Origin of the sequence: Streptomyces sp. NPDC052721 (assembly GCF_040678315.1) — a bacterium.
GTDB lineage: Bacteria > Actinomycetota > Actinomycetes > Streptomycetales > Streptomycetaceae > Streptomyces.
This window is the reverse complement of the sequence record NZ_JBFATL010000004.1, coordinates 177,137-200,791: the sequence shown is the minus strand read 5'-3', so window position 1 is coordinate 200,791 and position 23,655 is coordinate 177,137. Positions and strand designations below refer to the sequence as shown.

Genomic DNA, 23,655 nt, shown 5'->3' with positions numbered 1-23,655 from the left:
CGAGGAGCCCGCGATGCCCACGCTTCCCTGGACCGTGCCGAACCCCCCGCCGGCCGGCGCCGAGGCGCACGTCTTCGCCTCGCGCTTCGAGACCCGCACCCTGTGGGGCGCCCTCCGCTTCCTCGTCCGCACGCCGGCCGTCCGGCGGCAGGCCGGCCGCGCGCCCGGCGCCTACGGGGCCACCCTCAGGGCGCAGCCGCTGCGGCGGACCTTCTGGACCCTGTCCGCCTGGGAGTCGGCCGCCGCGCTCAAGGAGTTCGCCCGCTCCGGAGCCCACCGGCCGACGTCCCACGCCCTGGCGGCCCAGATGCGTGACGTCCGGTTCGCCACCTGGCAGACCTCCACGGACCAGCTCCCGGTGAGCTGGGAGGAGGCGACACGGCGACTGATGTAGCCGCCATGGAGACAGCGCCGCACGCGCGCGTGGACCCACGGCCCGCTGGGCGGTCCACGCGCGCGTGGTGCTGTTTCGGGCGCAAGGGGGCAGGTGGGCACGCGGCGGCGAAGAGGTGAGTTACCAGCACGCGCGCGTACCGGCGGCGCACCGCCCGGCGGGCCACTGCCACGCGCGCTGGGGGGAGCGCTCCGCCGACAGGCCGGCGGCCGACGCAAGGACAGCGCGCCCGGCCCATGTGCCCCGAGCACGCCGGCCCCGGCACGCTGACCGAAACGCCGCCGCGCCCCGTCCCCGACAGGCCGGCCGGAAGGTCCACCCGGCGCCGGCTCCAAGGCGCCCGAGCCGAGCGCACCCCGCACGTACCCGATGAGACCCACCTCCCGTAGCCCTGCCGGCGGCACAGCCCCCGCCGACGTGTCTCGTAGTCTTGGGCCCGTGCAGGTACTCCACGACGCCCCCCTTGCCCCGCTGACCACCTTCCGGCTGGGTGGTCCCGCGACGCGGCTGGTGACCGCCGTCACCGATGCCGAGGTGATCGCCGCTGTCCGCGAGGCCGACGACAGCGGTACCCCGCTGCTGGTCATCGGCGGCGGATCGAACCTGGTCATCGGCGACAAGGGCTTCGACGGCACCGCGCTGCGCATCGCCACCCGCGGGGTCGAGCTGCGCGGCACCACCCTGGAGCTGGCGGCCGGCGAGGTGTGGACCGACGCCGTCGCCCGCACCGTGGAGGCCGGGCTCGCCGGGATCGAGTGCCTGGCCGGCATCCCCGGATCCGCGGGCGCCACACCGATCCAGAACGTGGGCGCCTACGGCCAGGAGGTCTCCTCGACGATCACCGAGGTGATCGCGTACGACCGGCGGTCCGGCGAGACCGTCACACTGACGAACGAGGAGTGCGCCTTCTCGTACCGCCACAGCCGCTTCAAGGCCGACCCCGAGCGCTACGTCGTGCTCCGGGTCCGCTTCGAGCTGGAGGACGCGGCCGGGCTGTCGGCGCCGGTCAAGTACGCCGAGGCCGCCCGCGCGCTCGGTGTGGAGCCGGGGGACCGGGTGCCGCTGGCCGACGCCCGGGAGACCGTACTGAGGCTGCGCGCCGGCAAGGGCATGGTCCTCGACCCCGAGGACCACGACACCTGGTCGGCCGGGTCCTTCTTCACCAACCCGATCCTCGCCGACGAGCAGTTCGCCGCGTTCCACGCGCGCGTGCGTGAACGGCTGGGCGAGGACGTCGACCCGCCCGCCTACCCGGCGGGGGAGGGCCGTACGAAGACCTCCGCGGCCTGGCTGATCGACAAGGCGGGCTTCACCAAGGGCTACGGCAGCGGCCCCGCCCGCATCTCCACCAAGCACACCCTCGCGCTCACCAACCGGGGAGACGCGACCACGGAGGATCTGCTCGTCCTGGCCCGCGAGGTGGTCGCCGGCGTCCGCGAGGCCTTCGGGATCACCCTGGTCAACGAGCCGGTGACGGTCGGCGTCAGCCTCTGAGAGCGGCTCCGGGAGCCTCTGAGCGGCCCCGAGCAGCGCCGACTCAGTACGCCACCCCGACCCCCTGCCTCAGAGTCTCCCTCGCGTCGATCATCGACAGCATCGCGTGCGCGACGTCGGCGCGCGCGATGAAGCGGCCCTTGGGCGGGAAGCCGCCGACGACGGTGCGGTAGCGGCCGGTGAGCGGCTTGTCCTGGAGTCGCGGTGGCCGTACGGAGGTCCAGTCCGTGCCGCTGCGGGACAGCTCGGTCTCCATGGCGCGCAGGTCGGCGTAGACGTCCTTCAGGACCGCCGACACCAGGCCCCGCACCCCGCGGTCCAGGGGCCCGTCGTCCACCGGGGCGGGACCGACCGGGCCGGCGCTGACCACGAGCAGCCTGCGTACGCCTTCCGCCTCCATGGCACCCAGGACCGTACGGGTCAGCCGGGCGGCCACCCCGGCGTCCCTGCGGCTGCGCGCGCCCAGACCCGACAGGACGGCGTCCCGGCCCCGCACGGCGGGCCGCAGCTCCTCGGGGTCGGCCAGGCCGCTGCGGACGACCTCCAGACGGTCGCCGGTGACGGCGAGCCGGGCCGGGTCGCGCACGACCGCCGTGACCTCATGACCGGCGTTCAGGGCCTGGCGGACCAGTTCCCGGCCGATCCCTCCCGTGGCGCCGAAGACAGTGAGCTTCATGGTGACGTCCCCTGGCTCTCCGTAGTGGGTGAGTACTTACTCACCGGCTCGGCCTCTAGAGTGGGTAAACGCTCACCCACCCGTCAAGCCCCGAACGGAGCCCCATGCAGACGAAGCCGGCGCGTGTCCGCATCCTCGACGCGGCCCACGAGCTGATGCTCACCGTCGGACTCGCCCGCGCCACCACCAAGGAGATCGCCCGCGCGGCCGGCTGCTCCGAAGCGGCCCTCTACAAGTACTTCGACAGCAAGGAAGAGCTGTTCGTACGGGTCCTCACCGAGCGCCTGCCCCGCCTCACCCCGCTGCTCAGCGGCCTCGCCGCCGAACCGGGCCGGGGCACGCTCGCGGGGAACCTCACCGAGATCGCCCGCCAGGCCGCCCTCTTCTACGAGCAGAGCTTCCCGATCGCCGCCTCCCTCTACGCCGAGACCCAGCTCAAGCGCCGCCACGACGAGGCGCTGCGCACGATCGGCTCCGGCCCGCACCTGCCCATCCAGGGCCTCGACGCCTACCTCCGCGCCGAACAGGCCGCCGGCCGGGTCCGCGCCGACGCCGACACCTACGCCGCCGCCTCCCTCCTCCTCGGCGCCTGCGCCCAGCGCGCGTTCGCCTACGACGCCACCGAGACCGGCGAACGCCCGCCCGTGGACGAGTTCGCCGCCCGCCTGGCGAGCACCCTGCTGGGCGGAATCTCCGTTGCGGACACGCCCGGCGGCCCGCGACCCTGACGCCATGAGGCGTCCCGTATGCGGCTGAGGCTGCGCGAGTTCCGGCCCCGCACCGGGCCGCACGAGTACCGGATCGTCCAGCCCCGGCACACCCTGCGCCACACCTCGCTGCGCGCCCCGACCCCGTCGGCATGCTGCTCGGCGACCACGACGGGCCGAACCGGCTCGCCGGCCTGTTCTCCTTCGCCGCCCGCTCCCCGCACACCCTCGTCCATGTGCCGCTGCGCGACGGCGTCCCGCCCGACGAGGGCGCCGGCGAGCTGGTCGACCTCGTCCTCGTCCACGAAAGCCTCGGCCTGCGCCCGAGCCAGTGGCCCGACCTGCGCCGCCGACTACGCCAGGGCAGCCCGCTGACCGTCCGCACCGACGAGGCCCGCACCGCGCGGGACGCCGCCGCCCGCAGCGAGCGCCGGGATCGGGCCGGCTTCCGCGGCGACCTGCGGCACGCCACGCACGCGCGTACCTTCTTCCTCTTCGGCAGCCGGGAGGTGTTCGCCGGGACGGCGACCTGTTTCGCGGACGCGGCGGGCCGGGGGCCGCATCAGGACCGTGTCGGCGAAGGACGTACGGCGTACCTGGGGTCGTTCCTGCCCCTGGTCGATCCGCCCGGCGGCGGGCACCCCGTCGAGGTGATGATCTGCTTCAAGCCCTGTCCGCCGTACGCCCACTTCAGACCGCCGGGCGCGCCAGCCAGTCGTCCACGCCGGCCAGCAGCCGCGCCTTGACCTCCTCCGGGGCGGCCGAACCGCGCACCGACTGCCGGGCCAGCTCCGCGAGTTCGGCGTCCGTGAAGCCGTGGTGGTGACGGGCGATCTCGTACTGGGCGGCCAGCCGGGAGCCGAACAGCAGCGGGTCGTCGGCGCCCAGCGCCATCGGGACGCCCGCCTCGAAGAGCGTGCGCAACGGCACGTCCGCCGGCTTCTCGTACACCCCGAGCGCCACGTTCGACGCCGGGCACACCTCGCAGGTCACGCCCCGGTCGGCCAGCCGCTTCAGCAGCCGGGGGTCCTCGGCCGCCCGCACCCCGTGCCCGATCCGCGTGGCGTCCAGGTCGTCCAGGCAGTCCCGGACCGACGCCGGGCCGGTCAGCTCGCCGCCGTGCGGGGCCGACAGCAGACCGCCCTCCCGCGCGATGTGGAACGCCCGGTCGAAGTCCCGTGCCATGCCCCGCCGCTCGTCGTTGGAGAGCCCGAAGCCGACCACGCCCCGGTCCGCGTAGCGCACCGCGAGCCGGGCCAGCGTGCGCGCGTCCAGCGGGTGCTTCATCCGGTTCGCGGCGACCAGTACGCGCATGCCGAGCCCGGTCTCCCGCGAGGTCGTGTCCACCGCGTCCAGGATGATCTCCAGGGCCGGGATCAGACCGCCCAGCCGGGGCGCGTACGACGTGGGGTCGACCTGGATCTCCAGCCAGCCCGAGCCGTCCCTCAGGTCCTCCTCGGCGGCCTCCCGGACCAGGCGCCGGATGTCCTCCGGCTCGCGCAGACAGGAGCGCGCGGCGTCGTAGAGCCGCTGGAAACGGAACCAGCCCCGCTCGTCCGTGGCCCGCAGCTTCGGCGGCTCCCCGCTGGTCAGCGCCTCCGTCAGCGCGTCGGGCAGCCGGACGCCGTGCTTGTCGGCCAGTTCCAGGACGGTGCCCGGTCGCATCGAGCCGGTGAAGTGCAGGTGCAGATGGGCTTTCGGCAGCTCAGAGAGATCACGTACACGCTCCATTCCCAGATCCTGCCGTACGTCCCCGCCGTCCCGGTAGCCGTTTCCCCGTACGTGGTCTTGCTCGCACAAACGAACAGGGGCACCTACGAGAGTCCGTAGGTGCCCCTGTCCAGAAAAGGACGACTCAGTCCCTGGCCTCCGCCAGCAGCTTCTGGATGCGGCTCACGCCCTCGACGAGGTCCTCGTCACCGAGCGCGTACGACAGCCGCAGATAGCCCGGCGTGCCGAAGGCCTCGCCCGGGACGACCGCGACCTCGGCCTCCTCCAGGATCAGCGCGGCCAGCTCGACGGTGTTCTGCGGGCGCTTGCCGCGGATCTCCCTGCCGAGCAGCGCCTTCACCGACGGGTAGGCGTAGAAGGCGCCCTCGGGCTCGGGGCAGACCACCCCGTCGATCTCGTTGAGCATCCGCACGATGGTCCTGCGGCGCCGGTCGAAGGCCTCGCGCATCTTCGCCACGGCATCGAGGTCACCGGAGACGGCGGCCAGAGCGGCCACCTGGGCGACGTTGGAGACGTTCGAGGTGGCGTGCGACTGGAGGTTCGTCGCGGCCTTCACCACGTCCTTCGGGCCGATGACCCAGCCCACGCGCCAGCCGGTCATGGCGTACGTCTTCGCCACACCGTTGACCACGATGCACTTGTCGCGCAGCTCGGGGAAGAGACCCGGCAGGGACACGGCGGCGGCGTCGCCGTAGACCAGGTGCTCGTAGATCTCGTCGGTGAGCAACCACAGGCCGTGCTCGACGGCCCAGCGGCCGATCGCCTCGGTCTCGGCCTCGGAGTACACCGCGCCGGTCGGGTTGGACGGGGAGACGAAGAGCACCACCTTCGTCTTCTCCGTGCGTGCCGCCTCCAACTGCTCGACCGAGACCCGGTAGCCGGACGTCTCGTCGGCGACGACCTCGACCGGGACACCGCCGGCCAGGCGGATCGACTCCGGATAGGTCGTCCAGTACGGCGCGGGGACGATGACCTCGTCGCCCGGGTCGAGGATCGCGGCGAACGCCTCGTAGATGGCCTGCTTGCCACCGTTGGTGACCAGGATCTGCGAGACGTCGGGTTCCCAGCCGGAGTCGCGCAGCGTCTTCGCCGCGATGGCGGCCTTCAGCTCGGGCAGGCCGCCGGCCGGGGTGTAGCGGTGGTACTTGGGGTTCTTGCAGGCCTCGACGGCCGCCTCGACGATGTAGTCCGGGGTCGGGAAGTCGGGCTCGCCGGCGCCGAAGCCGATCACCGGACGCCCGGCGGCCTTCAGGGCCTTGGCCTTGGCGTCCACGGCGAGGGTGGCGGACTCGGAGATCGCGCCGACTCGGGCGGAGACCCGGCGCTCGGTGGGAGGGGTTGCAGCGCTCATGCGGCCCATCGTTCCAGACCGGAAATGAGCCCGGCACACGGGTTTCACAGACTGAACAGGAAGGGTCGAGGCGTGAACACGGGTCCGAATCCGGGCCCCGGCCAGGACGATCTTTGGCCACGCGGTCCCGGACGGGCACTTTCTGTTCGACGCCGGGCCCCGGACCACGTACACTCTCACCTCGTTGGCCTTCAGCAGCCGCCGCCGAGCCGGTGCACACCGGGCACCCGGTCGGATGCGGTACGTTGGGGGACACACAAAGGGTCGTAGCTCAATTGGTAGAGCACCGGTCTCCAAAACCGGCGGTTGGGGGTTCAAGTCCCTCCGGCCCTGCTACACACACCGCCAGGATGTGTGCGCATGTACGTACAGCAATGCACCGCCGTGCGGCTCAGAAACCGGGCGCGGCACGGCCACGACCCGGGATCAGGTGAGGATAATGACGGACGCCGTGGGCTCCATCGACACGCCTGACGCCCAGGACGAGGTGTCCGAGTCCAAGAAGAGGGCTCGCAAGGGCGGCAAGCGCGCCAAGAAGGGCCCGCTCAAGCGGCTGGCCACCTTCTACCGCCAGATCATCGCGGAACTCCGCAAGGTCGTCTGGCCCTCGCGCAACCAGCTGACCTCGTACACCACCGTGGTGATCTTCTTCGTCGCCATCATGATCGCCCTGGTGACCGTGATTGACTATGGGCTCAACCACGCGGCCAAGTACGTCTTCGGCTGAGCCAAGAGCGAAGGGCGCCGTGGTACCGGCGCCCGTTTTCGCATGTTCCACCCCTATGTATCCAGGAAGAAGCAGCCATCGTGTCTGACCCGAACCTGAACGACGACGCCACCGAGCCCCGTGGGCTGGCTGCCGAGACGGTGGACGACGAGCTCGACATCGTCGAGGGCGCGGACGAGCAGGACGAGTTCGAGGCTGCCGAGGCCGAGGCGGGTGAGCCGGCCGAGGAGGCCGCGCTGCACGCCGAGGACGAGGACGAAGAGGCCGACGAGGCCGACGAAGAGGCCGCCGTCGCGGAGGCCGCCGAGGAAGAGCCCGCCGCTCCGGTGGACCCGGTCGAGGCCCTGCGCGAGGAACTGCGCACCCTGCCCGGCGAGTGGTACGTCATCCACACCTACGCCGGCTACGAGAACCGCGTGAAGACCAACCTGGAGCAGCGCGCCGTCTCGCTGAACGTCGAGGACTACATCTTCCAGGCCGAGGTGCCGCAGGAGGAGGTCGTCCAGATCAAGAACGGCGACCGCAAGACGATCAAGCAGAACAAGCTGCCGGGTTACGTCCTGGTCCGCATGGACCTGACCAACGAGTCCTGGGGCGTCGTCCGCAACACCCCGGGCGTCACCGGCTTCGTGGGCAACGCCTACGACCCGTACCCGCTGACCCTGGACGAGATCGTCAAGATGCTCGCCCCGGAGGCCGAGGAGAAGGCCGCCCGCGAGGCCGCCGAGGCCGAGGGCAAGCCCGCCCCGCAGCGCAAGGTCGAGGTCCAGGTGCTGGACTTCGAGGTCGGCGACTCGGTCACCGTCACCGACGGCCCGTTCGCCACGCTGCAGGCGACCATCAACGAGATCAACCCCGACTCGAAGAAGGTCAAGGGCCTGGTGGAGATCTTCGGCCGCGAGACGCCGGTCGAGCTCTCCTTCGACCAGATCCAGAAGAACTAGATCTTTTCTGGACGTACCGCTTCCGTGCAGGTCAGGCGGGCTGGTTCAGCCCTCCTGACCTGCACGGTTTTTGGCCGCGCATCTATACCCGTTATCGTTGTGCGGTATGCCTGCATCCGGGTGGTCCCCGGAGGCGGGCAGGACCCGAACCGAAAGGACCCGGAGAGCTATGCCTCCCAAGAAGAAGAAGGTCACGGGGCTCATCAAGCTCCAGATCCAGGCCGGCGCCGCCAACCCGGCCCCGCCGGTCGGCCCGGCGCTGGGTCAGCACGGCGTCAACATCATGGAGTTCTGCAAGGCCTACAACGCCGCGACCGAGTCGCAGCGCGGTTGGGTCATCCCGGTGGAGATCACGGTCTACGAGGACCGCTCCTTCACCTTCATCACCAAGACGCCGCCGGCCGCGAAGATGATCCTCAAGGCCGCGGGCATCGACAAGGGCTCCGGCGAGCCGCACAAGACCAAGGTCGCCAAGATCACCGAGGCGCAGGTCCGCGAGATCGCCCAGACCAAGATGCCCGACCTGAACGCGAACGACCTGGACGCCGCCGCGAAGATCATCGCCGGTACCGCGCGTTCCATGGGCGTCACGGTCGAGGGCTGACCCCAACCCACCAGCAGTCATGCGGCCGTAGCCGGTCGCACGTGGCAGGGCCTGCTCGGCCCAGGGACCACGACTCCTTCAGAACACACAGGAGCAAGTTGTGAGCAAGCGCAGCAAGGCTCTCCGCGCTGCGGACGCCAAGGTCGACCGGGAGAAGCTGTACGCCCCGCTCGAGGCCGTCCGTCTGGCCAAGGAGACCTCCACGACCAAGTTCGACTCCACCGTCGAGGTCGCCTTCCGTCTGGGTGTCGACCCGCGCAAGGCCGACCAGATGGTCCGTGGCACCGTGAACCTTCCGCACGGCACCGGCAAGACCGCCCGGGTCCTGGTCTTCGCGACCGGTGACCGTGCTGCGGCCGCGGAGGCCGCCGGCGCCGACATCGTCGGCTCCGACGAACTGATCGACGAGGTGGCGAAGGGCCGTCTGGACTTCGACGCCGTCGTCGCCACCCCGGACCTCATGGGCAAGGTCGGCCGCCTCGGCCGCGTCCTCGGCCCGCGTGGTCTGATGCCGAACCCGAAGACCGGCACCGTCACCCCCGACGTCGCCAAGGCCGTCACCGACATCAAGGGCGGCAAGATCGAGTTCCGCGTCGACAAGCACTCGAACCTGCACTTCATCATCGGCAAGGCGTCCTTCGACGACGCCAAGCTGGTGGAGAACTACGGCGCCGCGCTGGAGGAGATCCTCCGTCTGAAGCCGTCCGCCGCCAAGGGTCGCTACATCAAGAAGGCCGCCATCACCACCACGATGGGCCCCGGCATCCCGGTCGACCCGAACCGCACCCGTAACCTCCTCGTCGAGGAGGACCCGGCCGCCGTCTGAGCCCGCAGCTCAGCCCGGTAGCCGCGTCAGGTACGCGTGAAGAAAAGGGCGGGCCCTGGAACCTTGGAGGTTCCGGGCCCGTCCTTTCTTTGTGCGACCTTTCGCACGACTGTCAGTGGCCTGGCATACGGTGCAGGCACAGGACACGCATCAGGGGTGGGAGTAGATGATGAGCACGAGCATGACCGTGCGCCGGGCGGCCCTTTGCACAGCGGTGGTGGCCGCGCTGGCCGGAGTGGCCGCGTGCGGCTCCTCCGACTCCGGCAAGGACGGCGGTGACAAGACGGCCGGCAAGACCGCGACGCACGTCAGCCCCATCGCCGCCCTGCGCTCCGCCGAGAAGTCCACCGACAAGGCCGACTCCGCCAAGGTGCGCTCGACCACGTCCATCGGCGACCTCATGTCGATGACCGCGAACGGCGCTCTCACCTGGGGCGACGGCCTCAAGGGCAATCTCACCATCACCTACACCGGCGGCCAGATGGCCGAGCTGATGAAGAAGGCCGGCACCCAGTCGATGGAGGCCCGGTACCTGCCGGACGCCTACTACGCCCACATGAGCGACACCTACGCCCAGCAGGCGGGCGGCGGCAAGCACTGGATCAAGTACTCCTACGACGACCTCGCCAAGCTCGGCGGCGCCTCCGGTTCGTACATGAAGGACCAGATCCAGAACGCCACGCCGAACCAGTCCGTGAAGATGCTGCTGGCCTCCGGCGACGTCAAGAAGGTCGGCGAGGAGACGATCTCCGGCGTCCACACCACCCACTACTCGGGCACGCTGAACGTCGCCGACCTCGCCGGCAAGACCAGCGACCTCAGCGCCGGGCAGCTGTCGGCCCTGAAGAAGCAGCTCAGCCAGGCCGGCGTCACGACCGACACCGTCGACATCTGGATCAACGACCAGGACCTGCTGGTCAAGAAGACCGAGAAGGCCGACACGGCCAACGGTGCCATGACCAACACGACCTTCTACACCGACTACGGCGTGAAGGTCACCGCCGAGGCGCCCCCGGCCGGCGACACCAAGGACTTCGCGGACATGCTGAAGTCCGGCGGCACGCTGACGGGCGGCACCGGCGCCACCTCCTGACCCGGCTGCCCTCCAGGGCCCTCTGAGGCGCGCTCAGCGTCCCTCCGGGGGCTCGGGACGCCCCTGCCGGAAGGCCCCGCCATGCCCCGGCCGGAGCGCTCGTAAACGGCCGATTTGCTCGACGGAGCCCCCGTCCCGTAGTCTCTTCCAGAAGCCAAAGACCGCTGGTCGTTGCCGTGCGCTCGAACGAGGGTGCGGTGGCCGAAGGATCCGCTGAAAAGTGGGCGACCCGCGCAGGTGACAGTGGAAGAACTCCCGGAGTGCGCGCGCCGAGCGCGTGTCCGACCGGTCGAGTCCGCCCCGTGCACCTGCGCCGGGGCGTTTCGTTTTCCCCAGTCCTCCTTCGGGTCCGCGCGGTCCGAATCACCCGGAAGGAGGCCGAGGCTCTATGGCGAGGCCCGACAAGGCTGCCGCGGTTGCGGAGCTGACGGACAAGTTCCGCAGCTCCAACGCCGCCGTGCTGACCGAGTACCGCGGTCTCACCGTGGCGCAGCTCAAGACGCTGCGCCGGTCGCTCGGTGAGAACGCCCAGTACGCCGTGGTGAAGAACACGCTGACCAAGATTGCGGCCAAGGAGGCCGGGATCACGCTGGAGGACCAGCTCTTCGCTGGCCCGACGGCCGTCGCCTTCGTCACCGGTGACCCGGTGGAGTCGGCGAAGGGTCTGCGTGACTTCGCCAAGGACAACCCCAATCTCGTCATCAAGGGCGGTGTCCTTGACGGCAAGGCGCTGTCCGCCGACGAGATCAAGAAGCTTGCGGACCTCGAGTCCCGCGAGGTTCTGCTCAGCAAGCTGGCCGGTGCCTTCAAGGCGAAGCAGTCCCAGGCTGCCTCCGTCTTCCAGGCGCTGCCGTCGAAGCTCGTCCGCACCGTGGACGCGCTGCGCGCCAAGCAGGCCGAGCAGGGCGGTGCCGAGTAATTCGGCTCGCTTTCTGACCCGCACCAACGGCGCGGGTCGCAGCGGGCCGACGTACGCCCGCCTTATCCAGTACATCCGGCACCTGCCGATTTGAGTGGAAGGACCGCCATCATGGCGAAGCTCACCCAGGACGAGCTGCTTGCCCAGTTCGAGGAGATGACCCTCATCGAGCTCTCCGAGTTCGTGAAGGCCTTCGAGGAGAAGTTCGACGTCACCGCCGCCGCTGCCGCGCCGGTCGTCGTCGCCGGCGGTGCCGCCGGTGGCGCCGAGGCCGCTGCCGAGGAGGAGAAGGACGAGTTCGACGTCATCCTCACCGGCGCCGGCGACAAGAAGATCCAGGTCATCAAGGTCGTGCGTGAGCTGACCTCGCTGGGTCTGAAGGAGGCCAAGGACCTCGTCGACGGCACCCCGAAGCCGGTCCTCGAGAAGGTCAACAAGGAGCAGGCCGACAAGGCCGCCGAGGCCCTCAAGGGCGCCGGCGCGTCCGTCGAGGTCAAGTAAGACCTTCGCGACCGCCGAAACGGCCCCCTAGGGCTGTAACGCGAACGCACCGAAGGGCGATCATCCATCCGGGTGGTCGCCCTTCGGCGTTCCCCGGGGTCCGGCTGGGCTGCCTTGCACCTCTGTTCGCGAGGGGTAAGGTGATCTTCGTCGTGTCTCCCGATGCTCCGGTTGCGGCAAGGAACCCTTGACGAACCGCACGCAGCGCGCAATTCTCAGGACGCGTCGTCACAAGGATCCGAATCCGAGGCATGGATCGGCGACGAAGAGGGCAGTATCAACGTGCGTTGAGGGCAGGCATGCCGAGGACGTTGAAGAGGGCGTTGAGGACAACGAGGGTCTTCCAGAACCCGCACTGGACATCAGTGTGCCAAGTGGCTACACTGACCCTTTGCGCTGCCTGTTAGCTGTCCCCTGCCCGTCACCAGGGGTCTGCCCTCACTTGAGCACAGTCGACCGAAGCCCCCCTGACCTGGGTTTCCGTCCCTGTGTACGGGAGAGGGACCGGTACGCGCGTAGTGAGTCCGAGCCCTCGGAAGGACCCCCTCTTGGCCGCCTCGCGCACTGCCTCGACCGCGAATACGAACAACGGCGCCAGCACCGCCCCGCTGCGCATCTCCTTTGCAAAGATCAAGGAGCCCCTCGAGGTTCCGAACCTGCTCGCGCTGCAGACCGAGAGCTTTGACTGGCTGCTCGGCAACACCGCCTGGCAGACTCGGGTCGAGGAGGCTCTTGAGAACGGTCAGGACGTCCCCACCAAGTCCGGTCTGGAAGAGATCTTCGAGGAGATCTCCCCGATCGAGGACTTCTCCGGGTCGATGTCGCTGACGTTCCGGGACCACCGCTTCGAGCCGCCGAAGAACTCGATCGACGAGTGCAAGGAGCGCGACTTCACGTACGCCGCCCCGCTCTTCGTCACCGCTGAGTTCACCAACAACGAGACCGGCGAGATCAAGTCCCAGACCGTCTTCATGGGCGACTTCCCGCTCATGACGAACAAGGGCACCTTCGTCATCAACGGCACCGAGCGTGTCGTGGTGTCGCAGCTGGTCCGTTCCCCCGGTGTCTACTTCGACTCCACCATCGACAAGACGTCCGACAAGGACATCTTCTCCGCCAAGATCATCCCGTCCCGGGGTGCCTGGCTGGAGATGGAGATCGACAAGCGCGACATGGTCGGTGTCCGTATCGACCGCAAGCGCAAGCAGTCGGTCACCGTGCTGCTGAAGGCGCTCGGCTGGACGACCGAGCAGATCCTCGAGGAGTTCGGCGACTACGAGTCGATGCGCGCCACCCTGGAGAAGGACCACACCCAGGGCCAGGACGACGCGCTGCTCGACATCTACCGCAAGCTGCGCCCGGGCGAGCCCCCCACGCGTGAGGCCGCGCAGACGCTGCTGGAGAACCTCTACTTCAACCCCAAGCGCTACGACCTCGCCAAGGTCGGCCGCTACAAGGTCAACAAGAAGCTGGGTACGGACACCCCGCTGGACGCGGGCATCCTGACCGTCGAGGACATCATCTCGACGATCAAGTACCTGGTGAAGCTGCACGCCGGCGAGACCGAGACCACCGGTGACAACGGCGAGACGGTCGTCGTCGAGACCGACGACATCGACCACTTCGGCAACCGTCGTCTGCGCAGTGTCGGCGAGCTCATCCAGAACCAGGTCCGTACGGGTCTGGCGCGTATGGAGCGTGTCGTCCGCGAGCGGATGACGACCCAGGACGTCGAGGCGATCACGCCGCAGACCCTGATCAACATCCGGCCGGTCGTCGCCTCCATCAAGGAGTTCTTCGGCACCAGCCAGCTGTCCCAGTTCATGGACCAGAACAACCCGCTGTCGGGTCTCACCCACAAGCGCCGTCTGTCGGCTCTTGGCCCGGGTGGTCTCTCCCGTGAGCGGGCCGGCTTCGAGGTCCGTGACGTGCACCCGTCGCACTACGGCCGTATGTGCCCGATCGAGACGCCGGAAGGCCCGAACATCGGTCTGATCGGCTCGCTCGCCTCCTACGGCCGGGTCAACGCGTTCGGTTTCGTCGAGACCCCGTACCGCAAGGTCATCGACGGCCAGGTCACCGACGAGGTGGACTACCTGACCGCCGACGAGGAGGACCGCTTCGTCATCGCGCAGGCCAACGCGCCGCTGACGAACGACCTCCGTTTCGAGGAGAGCCGCGTGCTCGTCCGCCGTCGTGGCGGCGAGGTCGACTACGTCGGCCCCGAGGACGTGGACTACATGGACGTCTCGCCGCGCCAGATGGTGTCGGTCGCGACCGCCATGATCCCCTTCCTGGAGCACGACGACGCCAACCGTGCCCTCATGGGCGCGAACATGATGCGCCAGGCCGTTCCGCTGATTAAGTCGGAGGCCCCGCTCGTCGGCACCGGCATGGAGTACCGCTCCGCCGTCGACGCCGGCGACGTCGTCAAGGCCGAGAAGGCCGGTGTGGTCCAGGAGGTCTCCGCGGACTACATCACCACCGCCAACGACGACGGCACGTACATCACGTACCGCCTGGCCAAGTTCGCCCGCTCCAACCAGGGCACCTCGGTCAACCAGAAGGTCATCGTCAACGAGGGCGACCGTGTCGTCGAGGGCCAGGTCCTGGCCGACGGCCCGGCCACCCAGAACGGCGAGATGGCCCTCGGCAAGAACCTGCTCGTGGCGTTCATGCCGTGGGAGGGTCACAACTACGAGGACGCGATCATCCTGTCGCAGCGCCTCGTGCAGGACGACGTCCTCTCCTCGATCCACATCGAGGAGCACGAGGTCGACGCCCGTGACACCAAGCTCGGCCCCGAGGAGATCACCCGGGACATCCCGAACGTCTCCGAGGAGGTCCTCGCCGACCTCGACGAGCGCGGCATCATCCGCATCGGTGCCGAGGTCATCGCCGGTGACATCCTCGTCGGCAAGGTCACCCCGAAGGGTGAGACCGAGCTGACGCCGGAGGAGCGCCTGCTGCGCGCGATCTTCGGTGAGAAGGCCCGTGAGGTCCGTGACACCTCGCTGAAGGTGCCGCACGGCGAGACCGGCAAGGTCATCGGTGTGCGCGTCTTCGACCGCGAGGAGGGCGACGAGCTGCCGCCGGGCGTGAACCAGCTGGTCCGCGTCTACGTCGCGCAGAAGCGCAAGATCACCGACGGTGACAAGCTCGCCGGCCGTCACGGCAACAAGGGTGTCATCTCCAAGATCCTGCCGATCGAGGACATGCCGTTCCTGGAGGACGGCACCCCGGTCGACATCATCCTCAACCCGCTGGGTGTGCCGTCCCGAATGAACCCGGGACAGGTCCTGGAGATCCACCTCGGCTGGCTCGCCAGCCGCGGCTGGGACGTCTCCGGCCTCGCGGAGGAGTGGGCCCAGCGCCTGCAGGTCATCGGCGCCGACAAGGTCGAGCCCGGCACCAACGTCGCGACCCCGGTCTTCGACGGTGCCCGTGAGGACGAGCTGGCGGGTCTGCTGCAGCACACCATCCCGAACCGGGACGGCGAGCGCATGGTGCTCCCGACCGGTAAGGCGCGGCTGTTCGACGGCCGTAGCGGTGAGCCGTTCCCGGACCCGATCTCGGTCGGCTACATGTACATCCTGAAGCTGCACCACCTGGTCGACGACAAGCTGCACGCCCGTTCGACCGGCCCGTACTCGATGATCACCCAGCAGCCGCTGGGTGGTAAGGCCCAGTTCGGTGGCCAGCGGTTCGGTGAGATGGAGGTGTGGGCCCTCGAGGCCTACGGCGCCGCGTACGCCCTCCAGGAGCTGCTGACCATCAAGTCCGACGACGTCACCGGCCGCGTGAAGGTCTACGAGGCCATCGTCAAGGGCGAGAACATCCCCGAGCCCGGCATCCCCGAGTCCTTCAAGGTGCTCATCAAGGAGATGCAGTCGCTCTGCCTGAACGTGGAGGTGCTGTCCAGCGACGGTATGTCCATCGAGATGCGCGACACCGACGAGGACGTCTTCCGCGCTGCGGAGGAGCTCGGTATCGACCTGTCCCGGCGCGAGCCGAGCAGCGTCGAAGAGGTCTGACGGGAGTCCGGCGGGGCCCTGACCCACAAGGGCCCCGCCGACCCCCAGGCCCCCGTTTCAGACCACAGACTTAACAACCCTGAGAGGGATTGACGCATAGTGCTCGACGTCAACTTCTTCGACGAGCTCCGGATCGGCCTGGCCACCGCTGACGACATCCGTCAGTGGAGCCACGGCGAGGTCAAGAAGCCCGAGACCATCAACTACCGCACCCTCAAGCCCGAGAAGGACGGACTCTTCTGCGAGAAGATCTTCGGTCCGACCCGGGACTGGGAGTGCTACTGCGGCAAGTACAAGCGCGTCCGCTTCAAGGGCATCATCTGCGAGCGCTGTGGCGTCGAGGTCACGCGCGCCAAGGTGCGCCGTGAGCGGATGGGCCACATCGAGCTGGCCGCCCCCGTCACGCACATCTGGTACTTCAAGGGTGTCCCCTCGCGCCTCGGCTACCTGCTGGACCTGGCGCCCAAGGACCTCGAGAAGGTCATCTACTTCGCCGCGTACATGATCACGTACGTCGACGAGGAGCGCCGTACCCGCGACCTGCCCTCCCTGGAGGCGCACGTCTCGGTCGAGCGTCAGCAGATCGAGAACCGCCGGGACGCCGACCTGGAGGCCCGCGCCAAGAAGCTCGAGTCCGACCTGGCCGAGCTGGAGGCCGAGGGCGCCAAGGCCGACGTGCGCCGCAAGGTGCGCGAGGGTGCCGAGCGGGAGATGAAGCAGCTGCGCGACCGCGCGCAGCGCGAGATCGACCGCCTCGACGAGGTGTGGAACCGGTTCAAGAACCTCAAGGTCCAGGACCTGGAGGGCGACGAGCTGCTCTACCGCGAGCTGCGTGACCGCTTCGGCACCTACTTCGACGGCTCGATGGGCGCCGCGGCGCTGCAGAAGCGCCTGGAGTCCTTCGACCTGGAGGAGGAGGCCGAGCGTCTCCGCGAGATCATCCGCACCGGCAAGGGCCAGAAGAAGACCCGTGCCCTGAAGCGGCTGAAGGTCGTCTCCGCGTTCCTGCAGACCTCCAACAGCCCCAAGGGCATGGTCCTGGACTGCGTCCCGGTCATCCCGCCGGACCTGCGTCCGATGGTGCAGCTGGACGGTGGCCGCTTCGCGACCTCCGACCTGAACGACCTGTACCGCCGTGTCATCAACCGCAACAACCGCCTGAAGCGTCTTCTCGACCTCGGTGCCCCCGAGATCATCGTGAACAACGAGAAGCGCATGCTCCAGGAGGCCGTCGACGCGCTCTTCGACAACGGCCGTCGTGGTCGCCCGGTCACGGGTCCCGGCAACCGTCCGCTGAAGTCGCTGTCGGACATGCTGAAGGGCAAGCAGGGTCGCTTCCGTCAGAACCTGCTCGGTAAGCGAGTCGACTACTCGGCGCGTTCCGTCATCGTCGTCGGCCCGCAGCTGAAGCTGCACCAGTGCGGTCTGCCCAAGGCGATGGCGCTGGAGCTGTTCAAGCCGTTCGTGATGAAGCGCCTGGTCGACCTGAACCACGCGCAGAACATCAAGAGCGCCAAGCGCATGGTGGAGCGCGGTCGCACCGTCGTGTACGACGTCCTCGAAGAGGTCATCGCCGAGCACCCGGTGCTGCTGAACCGTGCGCCCACCCTGCACCGCCTCGGCATCCAGGCCTTCGAGCCGCAGCTGGTCGAGGGCAAGGCCATCCAGATCCACCCGCTCGTCTGCACCGCGTTCAACGCGGACTTCGACGGTGACCAGATGGCCGTGCACCTGCCGCTGTCCGCGGAGGCGCAGGCCGAGGCCCGCATCCTGATGCTGTCCTCGAACAACATCCTCAAGCCGGCCGACGGCCGTCCGGTGACGATGCCGACCCAGGACATGGTCCTCGGTCTGTTCTTCCTCACCACCGACGGCGAGATGCGTGACGTCAAGGGCGAGGGCCGCTCGTTCGCGTCCGTGGCCGAGGCGATCATGGCGTTCGACGCCGGCGAGCTGTCGCTGCAGTCGCGCGTGGACATCCGCTTCCCGGTGGGCACCATCCCGCCGCGCGGCTGGACCCCGCCGGCGCGCGAGGAGGGCGAGCCGGAGTGGCAGCAGGGTGACAGCTTCCGGCTGAACACCACGCTGGGCCGCGCGCTCTTCAACGAGCTGCTGCCCGAGGACTACCCGTTCGTCGACTACGAGGTCGGCAAGAAGCAGCTCTCCGAGATCGTCAACGACCTCGCCGAGCGCTACCCGAAGGTCATCGTGGCGGCGACGCTCGACAACCTGAAGGCGGCCGGCTTCTACTGGGCGACCCGTTCCGGTGTCACCGTGGCCATTTCCGACGTCGTCGTTCCCGAGGCGAAGAAGGAGATCGTCAAGGGCTACGAGGCGCAGGACGAGAAGGTCCAGAAGCAGTACGAGCGCGGTCTGATCACCAAGGACGAGCGCACGCAGGAGCTCATCGCGATCTGGACCAAGGCGACCAACGAGGTCGCCGAGGCGATGAACGACAACTTCCCGAAGACCAACCCGATCTTCATGATGGTGAACTCGGGTGCACGAGGCAACATGATGCAGATGCGTCAGATCGCCGGTATGCGTGGTCTGGTGTCGAACGCGAAGAACGAGACGATCCCGCGGCCCATCAAGGCCTCGTTCCGTGAGGGTCTGTCCGTGCTGGAGTACTTCATCTCCACGCACGGTGCCCGTAAGGGTCTGGCGGACACCGCTCTGCGTACCGCCGACTCGGGTTACCTCACCCGTCGTCTGGTCGACGTCTCGCAGGACGTCATCATCCGCGAGGAGGACTGCGGCACCGACCGTGGCCTCAAGCTGCGGATCGCCGACCGTGGCGCCGACGGCGCGCTGCGCAAGACGGACAACGTCGAGACGTCCGTGTACGCGCGCTGCCTCGCCGAGGACATCGTGGTCGACGGCCAGGTGCTGGCCCCGGCCGGCACCGACCTGGGCGACGTCCTCATCGAGGAGCTCGTCGGCCGTGGCGTCGAGGAGGTCAAGACCCGCTCGGTCCTGACCTGCGAGTCCGCCGTCGGTACCTGCGCGATGTGCTACGGCCGTTCGCTGGCCACCGGCAAGCTGGTCGACATCGGTGAGGCGGTCGGCATCATCGCCGCCCAGTCCATCGGTGAGCCCGGTACCCAGCTGACGATGCGTACCTTCCACACCGGTGGTGTGGCCGGTGACGACATCACCCAGGGTCTGCCGCGTGTCGTCGAGCTCTTCGAGGCCCGTACCCCGAAGGGTGTCGCCCCGATCTCCGAGGCCTCCGGCCGCGTCCGGATCGAGGAGACCGAGAAGACCAAGAAGATCGTCGTCACCCCGGACGACGGCAGCGACGAGACGGCGTACCCGATCTCGAAGCGTGCCAAGGTCCTGGTCCGCGAGGGCGACCACGTCGAGGTGGGCCAGCAGCTCACCGTGGGTGCCACCAACCCGCACGACGTGCTGCGCATCCTGGGTCAGCGTGCCGTCCAGGTCCACCTGGTCGGCGAGGTCCAGAAGGTGTACAACTCGCAGGGTGTGTCGATCCACGACAAGCACATCGAGATCATCATCCGGCAGATGCTCCGCCGCGTGACGATCATCGAGTCCGGCGACGCCGAGCTTCTGCCCGGCGAGCTGGTCGAGCGCTCCCGCTTCGAGCAGGAGAACCGTCGTGTGGTCCAGGAGGGCGGTCACCCGGCCTCCGGTCGTCCGCAGCTGATGGGTATCACCAAGGCCTCGCTGGCGACGGAGTCCTGGCTGTCGGCGGCGTCCTTCCAGGAGACGACGCGAGTCCTCACCGACGCGGCGATCAACGCCAAGTCGGACTCGCTCATCGGCCTCAAGGAGAACGTCATCATCGGTAAGCTCATCCCGGCCGGTACGGGTCTGTCCCGCTACCGCAACATCCGGGTCGAGCCGACCGAGGAGGCCAAGGCCGCGATGTACTCGGCCGTCGGCTACGACGACATCGACTACTCGCCGTTCGGCACGGGCTCCGGCCAGGCCGTGCCGCTGGAGGACTACGACTACGGTCCGTACAACCAGTAAGCGAGCGGTATGAGCTGAAGGGCGGCCACCCTGCGCGGTGGCCGCCCTTCGGCGTTGCCCGGACTCTCCGGTCGAGTGGGCGGGCGCTGTCGCCTTGAGGCCGCCGCCCGCCGGCCACAGCGGGTCGCCTGTGCCCTCTGCCGGGGGCGTGAGCCTCCGCTGAGGGCACAGGCGCAGCTGGAGGGCGGGGAGGGCCGGCGAGGGGCTCAGGGCCGCGCCGGCAGCGGCCGCCGACGCGTCCGGATCGCGAATTCCAAGATCACCTATGGTACGGGGACTTGACATCTCTCGCAGCCCGAGGCCCCCGCACCCCATTTGTTTTGACCGCAGCGAATGAGGTAGGTACGCTCAGACCTTGTGCCTGGGGTGTGCCCTGGCTCCTGTGCGTGCCTGCAAACCGCATGGCGAGCCACGACCGGCCACCGTAATCTGCGCCCTTTTCGCCTTGCGGCGGGAGTCTGGCGGATTCGACACACCCGACCGCGTGGGTCGGCGACGTTCCAGGTTAGCTGTACCCATCGGCACACAGAAACCGGAGAAGTAGTGCCTACGATCCAGCAGCTGGTCCGCAAGGGCCGGCAGGACAAGGTCGAGAAGAACAAGACGCCCGCACTCGAGGGTTCCCCTCAGCGTCGCGGCGTCTGCACGCGCGTGTTCACGACCACCCCGAAGAAGCCGAACTCGGCCCTCCGCAAGGTCGCGCGTGTGCGTCTGACCAGCGGCATCGAGGTCACCGCTTACATTCCGGGTGAGGGACACAACCTGCAGGAGCACTCCATCGTGCTCGTGCGCGGCGGCCGTGTGAAGGACCTGCCGGGTGTTCGCTACAAGATCATCCGCGGCTCGCTCGACACCCAGGGTGTCAAGAACCGCAAGCAGGCTCGCAGCCGTTACGGCGCCAAGAAGGAGAAGTAAGAATGCCTCGTAAGGGCCCCGCCCCGAAGCGCCCGGTCATCATCGACCCGGTCTACGGTTCTCCTCTGGTGACCTCCCTGATCAACAAGGTGCTGCTGAACGGTAAGCGCTCCACCGCCGAGCGCATCGTCTACGGCGCCATGGAGGGCCTGCGCGAGAAGACCGGCAACGACCCGGTCATCACGCTCAAGCGCGCTCTTGAGAACATCAAGCCGACCCTCGAGGTCAAGTCCCGCCGTGTCGGTGGCGCCACCTACCAGGTCCCGGTCGAGGTCAAGCCCGGCCGTGCCAACACCCTGGCGCTGCGCTGGCTGGTCGGTTACTCCCGCGCCCGTCGCGAGAAGACCATGACCGAGCGTCTCCTCAACGAGCTTCTCGACGCCTCCAACGGCCTCGGTGCGGCCGTGAAGAAGCGCGAGGACACCCACAAGATGGCCGAGTCCAACAAGGCCTTCGCGCACTACCGCTGGTAGTCGCTACCCACATCGAGACCGAGAGAAGACTGAAGCCTTATGGCTACCACTTCACTTGACCTGGCCAGGGTCCGAAACATCGGGATCATGGCCCACATCGACGCGGGCAAGACGACCACCACCGAGCGGATCCTGTTCTACACCGGTGTGTCTTACAAGATCGGTGAGGTCCACGACGGCGCTGCCACCATGGACTGGATGGAGCAGGAGCAGGAGCGTGGCATCACGATCACCTCTGCTGCCACCACCTGTCACTGGTCGCTGGAGGACGTCGACCACACCATCAACATCATCGACACGCCGGGTCACGTCGACTTCACCGTCGAGGTGGAGCGTTCCCTGCGTGTGCTCGACGGTGCTGTCACGGTGTTCGACGGCGTCGCCGGCGTTGAGCCCCAGTCCGAGACGGTGTGGCGTCAGGCGGACCGCTACGGCGTTCCGCGTATCTGCTTCGTCAACAAGCTCGACCGCACCGGTGCCGAGTTCCACCGCTGTGTCGACATGATCTCCGACCGCCTGGGCGCGCAGCCGCTGGTCATGCAGCTGCCGATCGGTGCCGAGGCGGACTTCAAGGGCGTCGTCGACCTGGTGAAGATGAAGGCCCTGGTCTGGTCGGCCGAGGCGACCAAGGGCGAGATGTACGACACCGTCGACATCCCCGCCACGCACACCGAGGCCGCCGAGGAGTGGCGCGGCAAGCTGGTCGAGGCCGTCGCCGAGAACGACGAAGAGATCATGGAGCTGTACCTGGAGGGCGAGGAGCCCACCGAGGAGCAGCTGTACGCCGCGATCCGTCGTATCACCATCGCGTCCGGCAAGGGCACCGGCACCACCGTCACCCCGGTGTTCTGCGGCACCGCGTTCAAGAACAAGGGCGTCCAGCCCCTGCTCGACGCGGTCGTGCGCTACCTGCCGTCCCCGGTCGACATCGAGGCCATCGAGGGCCACGACGTCAAGGACCCGGAGACGGTCATCAAGCGCAAGCCGTCCGACGACGAGCCGCTGTCCGCGCTGGCGTTCAAGATCATGAGCGACCCGCACCTGGGCAAGCTCACCTTCGTCCGCGTGTACTCCGGCCGCCTGGAGTCCGGCAGCTCTGTGCTGAACTCCGTCAAGGGCAAGAAGGAGCGCATCGGCAAGATCTACCGCATGCACGCCAACAAGCGTGAGGAGATCGAGTCGGTGGGCGCCGGCGACATCGTCGCCGTCATGGGCCTGAAGCAGACCACCACCGGTGAGACGCTGTCCGACGACAAGGCCCCGGTGATCCTGGAGTCCATGGACTTCCCGGCGCCGGTCATCCAGGTCGCCATCGAGCCCAAGTCGAAGGGCGACCAGGAGAAGCTGGGCGTCGCGATCCAGCGCCTGGCCGAGGAGGACCCGTCCTTCCAGGTCCACTCGGACGAGGAGACCGGCCAGACCATCATCGGCGGTATGGGCGAGCTGCACCTTGAGGTGCTCGTCGACCGTATGCGCCGTGAGTTCAAGGTCGAGGCCAACGTCGGCAAGCCGCAGGTCGCCTACCGCGAGACCATCCGCAAGGCGGTCGAGAAGGTCGAGTACACCCACAAGAAGCAGACGGGTGGTACCGGTCAGTTCGCCCGCGTCATCATTGCGATCGAGCCGATCGAGGGCGGCGACGCCTCGTACGAGTTCGTCAACAAGGTGACCGGTGGCCGCGTGCCGAAGGAGTACATCCCTTCGGTCGACGCCGGTGCGCAGGAGGCCATGCAGTTCGGCATCCTCGCCGGTTACGAGATGACCGGTGTCCGCGTCACGCTGCTCGATGGTGCCTACCACGAGGTGGACTCCTCCGAGCTGGCGTTCAAGATCGCCGGTTCGCAGGCCTTCAAGGAGGCCGCGCGCAAGGCCAGCCCTGTGCTCCTTGAGCCGATGATGGCCGTCGAGGTCACCACGCCCGAGGACTACATGGGTGAGGTCATCGGCGACATCAACTCCCGCCGTGGCCAGATCCAGGCCATGGAGGAGCGGGCTGGTGCCCGCGTCGTCAAGGGCCTCGTGCCCCTGTCGGAGATGTTCGGCTACGTCGGCGACCTCCGCAGCAAGACGTCGGGTCGCGCAAGCTACTCGATGCAGTTCGACTCCTACGCCGAGGTTCCGCGGAACGTCGCCGAGGAGATCATCGCGAAGGCCAAGGGCGAGTAACGCACCGCGTTCACACGCCGTAGGCTTGACTCCGGAGCCTCCAGGGGCAAACGTCCGCAATCGTGAGCGTTTGCCCCGGGTTCCGGGCCTTTACAGCAAAG

General features: G+C 68.4%; 18 protein-coding genes, 1 tRNA gene and 1 pseudogene. 17 read left to right on the top strand and 3 right to left on the bottom strand.

The window, feature by feature from the left end; all coding sequences use genetic code 11:
- Window positions 1–13 precede the first annotated feature (13 nt).
- Both AB0L21_RS06165 and AB0L21_RS06160 read left to right on the top strand, forming a co-directional pair.
- The gene (locus AB0L21_RS06165) at window positions 14–394 is read left to right on the top strand and encodes a DUF3291 domain-containing protein (RefSeq protein WP_365704540.1); all 381 of its coding nucleotides are present in this window, start codon (window positions 14–16) and stop codon (window positions 392–394) included.
- A 438-nt stretch (window positions 395–832) separates the two neighbouring features.
- Entirely contained in the window at window positions 833–1,888 is a 1,056-nt protein-coding gene (locus AB0L21_RS06160; RefSeq protein WP_365782485.1) for a UDP-N-acetylmuramate dehydrogenase, read from the top strand.
- 43 nt (window positions 1,889–1,931) lie between these two features.
- On the opposite strand, the gene AB0L21_RS06155 is transcribed toward AB0L21_RS06160, so the two are convergent.
- Window positions 1,932–2,564 carry an NAD(P)H-binding protein gene (locus AB0L21_RS06155; RefSeq protein ID WP_365782483.1) on the bottom strand — a complete coding sequence of 211 codons (633 nt, stop codon included), beginning with the start codon at window positions 2,562–2,564 and terminating at the stop codon, window positions 1,932–1,934.
- 104 nt (window positions 2,565–2,668) lie between these two features.
- Between AB0L21_RS06155 and AB0L21_RS06150 the strand changes: the two genes are divergently transcribed.
- Complete coding sequence (locus tag AB0L21_RS06150) at window positions 2,669–3,292, top strand: helix-turn-helix domain-containing protein (RefSeq protein WP_365782481.1); 624 nt, start codon at window positions 2,669–2,671, stop codon at window positions 3,290–3,292.
- A gap of 18 nt (window positions 3,293–3,310) precedes the next feature.
- Window positions 3,311–4,017, top strand: a pseudogene (locus AB0L21_RS06145) (hypothetical protein).
- On the opposite strand, the gene AB0L21_RS06140 reads toward AB0L21_RS06145, so the two are convergent.
- Together AB0L21_RS06140 and AB0L21_RS06135 are read right to left on the bottom strand one after the other, a co-directional pair.
- Window positions 3,962–5,002, bottom strand: a complete 1,041-nt coding sequence (locus tag AB0L21_RS06140; protein WP_365704550.1) for an adenosine deaminase — start codon at window positions 5,000–5,002, stop codon at window positions 3,962–3,964. The pseudogene AB0L21_RS06145 and the gene AB0L21_RS06140 overlap by 56 nt on opposite strands.
- A gap of 124 nt (window positions 5,003–5,126) precedes the next feature.
- On the bottom strand, window positions 5,127–6,353 hold the full coding sequence (locus tag AB0L21_RS06135; protein WP_365782479.1) for a pyridoxal phosphate-dependent aminotransferase: 1,227 nt from the start codon (window positions 6,351–6,353) through the stop codon (window positions 5,127–5,129).
- Window positions 6,354–6,613: 260 nt separating this feature from the next.
- On the opposite strand from AB0L21_RS06135, the gene AB0L21_RS06130 reads away from it, so the two are divergent.
- The 13 genes from AB0L21_RS06130 to fusA all read left to right on the top strand — a co-directional run bounded on the left by AB0L21_RS06130 (window position 6,614) and on the right by fusA (window position 23,554).
- Window positions 6,614–6,686, top strand: a tRNA-Trp gene (locus tag AB0L21_RS06130).
- 106 nt (window positions 6,687–6,792) lie between these two features.
- Window positions 6,793–7,080, top strand: coding sequence for a preprotein translocase subunit SecE (gene secE / locus AB0L21_RS06125; RefSeq protein ID WP_014674349.1), 288 nt, complete (start codon window positions 6,793–6,795; stop codon window positions 7,078–7,080).
- An 80-nt stretch (window positions 7,081–7,160) separates the two neighbouring features.
- Window positions 7,161–8,024, top strand: a complete 864-nt coding sequence (gene nusG, locus AB0L21_RS06120; protein WP_014674350.1) for a transcription termination/antitermination protein NusG — start codon at window positions 7,161–7,163, stop codon at window positions 8,022–8,024.
- 169 nt (window positions 8,025–8,193) lie between these two features.
- Window positions 8,194–8,628, top strand: coding sequence for a 50S ribosomal protein L11 (gene rplK / locus AB0L21_RS06115; protein ID WP_365782477.1), 435 nt, complete (start codon window positions 8,194–8,196; stop codon window positions 8,626–8,628).
- A gap of 100 nt (window positions 8,629–8,728) precedes the next feature.
- Window positions 8,729–9,454 (top strand): 50S ribosomal protein L1, encoded by a 726-nt coding sequence (gene rplA / locus AB0L21_RS06110; protein ID WP_030641165.1) that lies wholly within the window; start codon window positions 8,729–8,731, stop codon window positions 9,452–9,454.
- Between the two features lie 166 nt (window positions 9,455–9,620).
- Entirely contained in the window at window positions 9,621–10,547 is a 927-nt protein-coding gene (locus AB0L21_RS06105) for a hypothetical protein (protein WP_365782475.1), read from the top strand.
- 388 nt (window positions 10,548–10,935) lie between these two features.
- Window positions 10,936–11,466 (top strand): 50S ribosomal protein L10, encoded by a 531-nt coding sequence (rplJ, locus tag AB0L21_RS06100; protein ID WP_356336851.1) that lies wholly within the window; start codon window positions 10,936–10,938, stop codon window positions 11,464–11,466.
- 111 nt (window positions 11,467–11,577) lie between these two features.
- On the top strand, window positions 11,578–11,967 hold the full coding sequence (gene rplL / locus AB0L21_RS06095) for a 50S ribosomal protein L7/L12 (protein WP_356336849.1): 390 nt from the start codon (window positions 11,578–11,580) through the stop codon (window positions 11,965–11,967).
- Window positions 11,968–12,515: 548 nt separating this feature from the next.
- Window positions 12,516–16,001, top strand: coding sequence for a DNA-directed RNA polymerase subunit beta (gene rpoB, locus AB0L21_RS06090; RefSeq protein WP_365704558.1), 3,486 nt, complete (start codon window positions 12,516–12,518; stop codon window positions 15,999–16,001).
- A gap of 99 nt (window positions 16,002–16,100) precedes the next feature.
- Complete coding sequence (locus tag AB0L21_RS06085) at window positions 16,101–20,000, top strand: DNA-directed RNA polymerase subunit beta' (protein ID WP_365704560.1); 3,900 nt, start codon at window positions 16,101–16,103, stop codon at window positions 19,998–20,000.
- A 543-nt stretch (window positions 20,001–20,543) separates the two neighbouring features.
- Entirely contained in the window at window positions 20,544–20,915 is a 372-nt protein-coding gene (rpsL, locus tag AB0L21_RS06080) for a 30S ribosomal protein S12 (RefSeq protein WP_003948652.1), read from the top strand.
- 2 nt (window positions 20,916–20,917) lie between these two features.
- A complete protein-coding gene (gene rpsG / locus AB0L21_RS06075) occupies window positions 20,918–21,388 on the top strand; it encodes a 30S ribosomal protein S7 (RefSeq protein ID WP_003998848.1) in 471 nt (156 codons plus the stop codon).
- Window positions 21,389–21,427: 39 nt separating this feature from the next.
- Window positions 21,428–23,554 (top strand): elongation factor G, encoded by a 2,127-nt coding sequence (gene fusA / locus AB0L21_RS06070; protein ID WP_365704562.1) that lies wholly within the window; start codon window positions 21,428–21,430, stop codon window positions 23,552–23,554.
- The last annotated feature ends 101 nt before the right edge of the window (window positions 23,555–23,655 follow it).

Coding starts and splice junctions, on each gene's coding strand:
- AB0L21_RS06165 (WP_365704540.1), top strand. CDS start 14: ATGCCCACGCTTCCCTGGACCGTGCCGAACCCCCCGCCGGCCGGCGCC.
- AB0L21_RS06155 (WP_365782483.1), bottom strand. CDS start 2,564: ATGAAGCTCACTGTCTTCGGCGCCACGGGAGGGATCGGCCGGGAACTG.
- AB0L21_RS06150 (WP_365782481.1), top strand. CDS start 2,669: ATGCAGACGAAGCCGGCGCGTGTCCGCATCCTCGACGCGGCCCACGAG.
- AB0L21_RS06140 (WP_365704550.1), bottom strand. CDS start 5,002: ATGGAGCGTGTACGTGATCTCTCTGAGCTGCCGAAAGCCCATCTGCAC.
- AB0L21_RS06135 (WP_365782479.1), bottom strand. CDS start 6,353: ATGAGCGCTGCAACCCCTCCCACCGAGCGCCGGGTCTCCGCCCGAGTC.
- secE (WP_014674349.1), top strand. CDS start 6,793: ATGACGGACGCCGTGGGCTCCATCGACACGCCTGACGCCCAGGACGAG.
- rplK (WP_365782477.1), top strand. CDS start 8,194: ATGCCTCCCAAGAAGAAGAAGGTCACGGGGCTCATCAAGCTCCAGATC.
- AB0L21_RS06105 (WP_365782475.1), top strand. CDS start 9,621: ATGATGAGCACGAGCATGACCGTGCGCCGGGCGGCCCTTTGCACAGCG.
- rplJ (WP_356336851.1), top strand. CDS start 10,936: ATGGCGAGGCCCGACAAGGCTGCCGCGGTTGCGGAGCTGACGGACAAG.
- rplL (WP_356336849.1), top strand. CDS start 11,578: ATGGCGAAGCTCACCCAGGACGAGCTGCTTGCCCAGTTCGAGGAGATG.
- rpsG (WP_003998848.1), top strand. CDS start 20,918: ATGCCTCGTAAGGGCCCCGCCCCGAAGCGCCCGGTCATCATCGACCCG.
- fusA (WP_365704562.1), top strand. CDS start 21,428: ATGGCTACCACTTCACTTGACCTGGCCAGGGTCCGAAACATCGGGATC.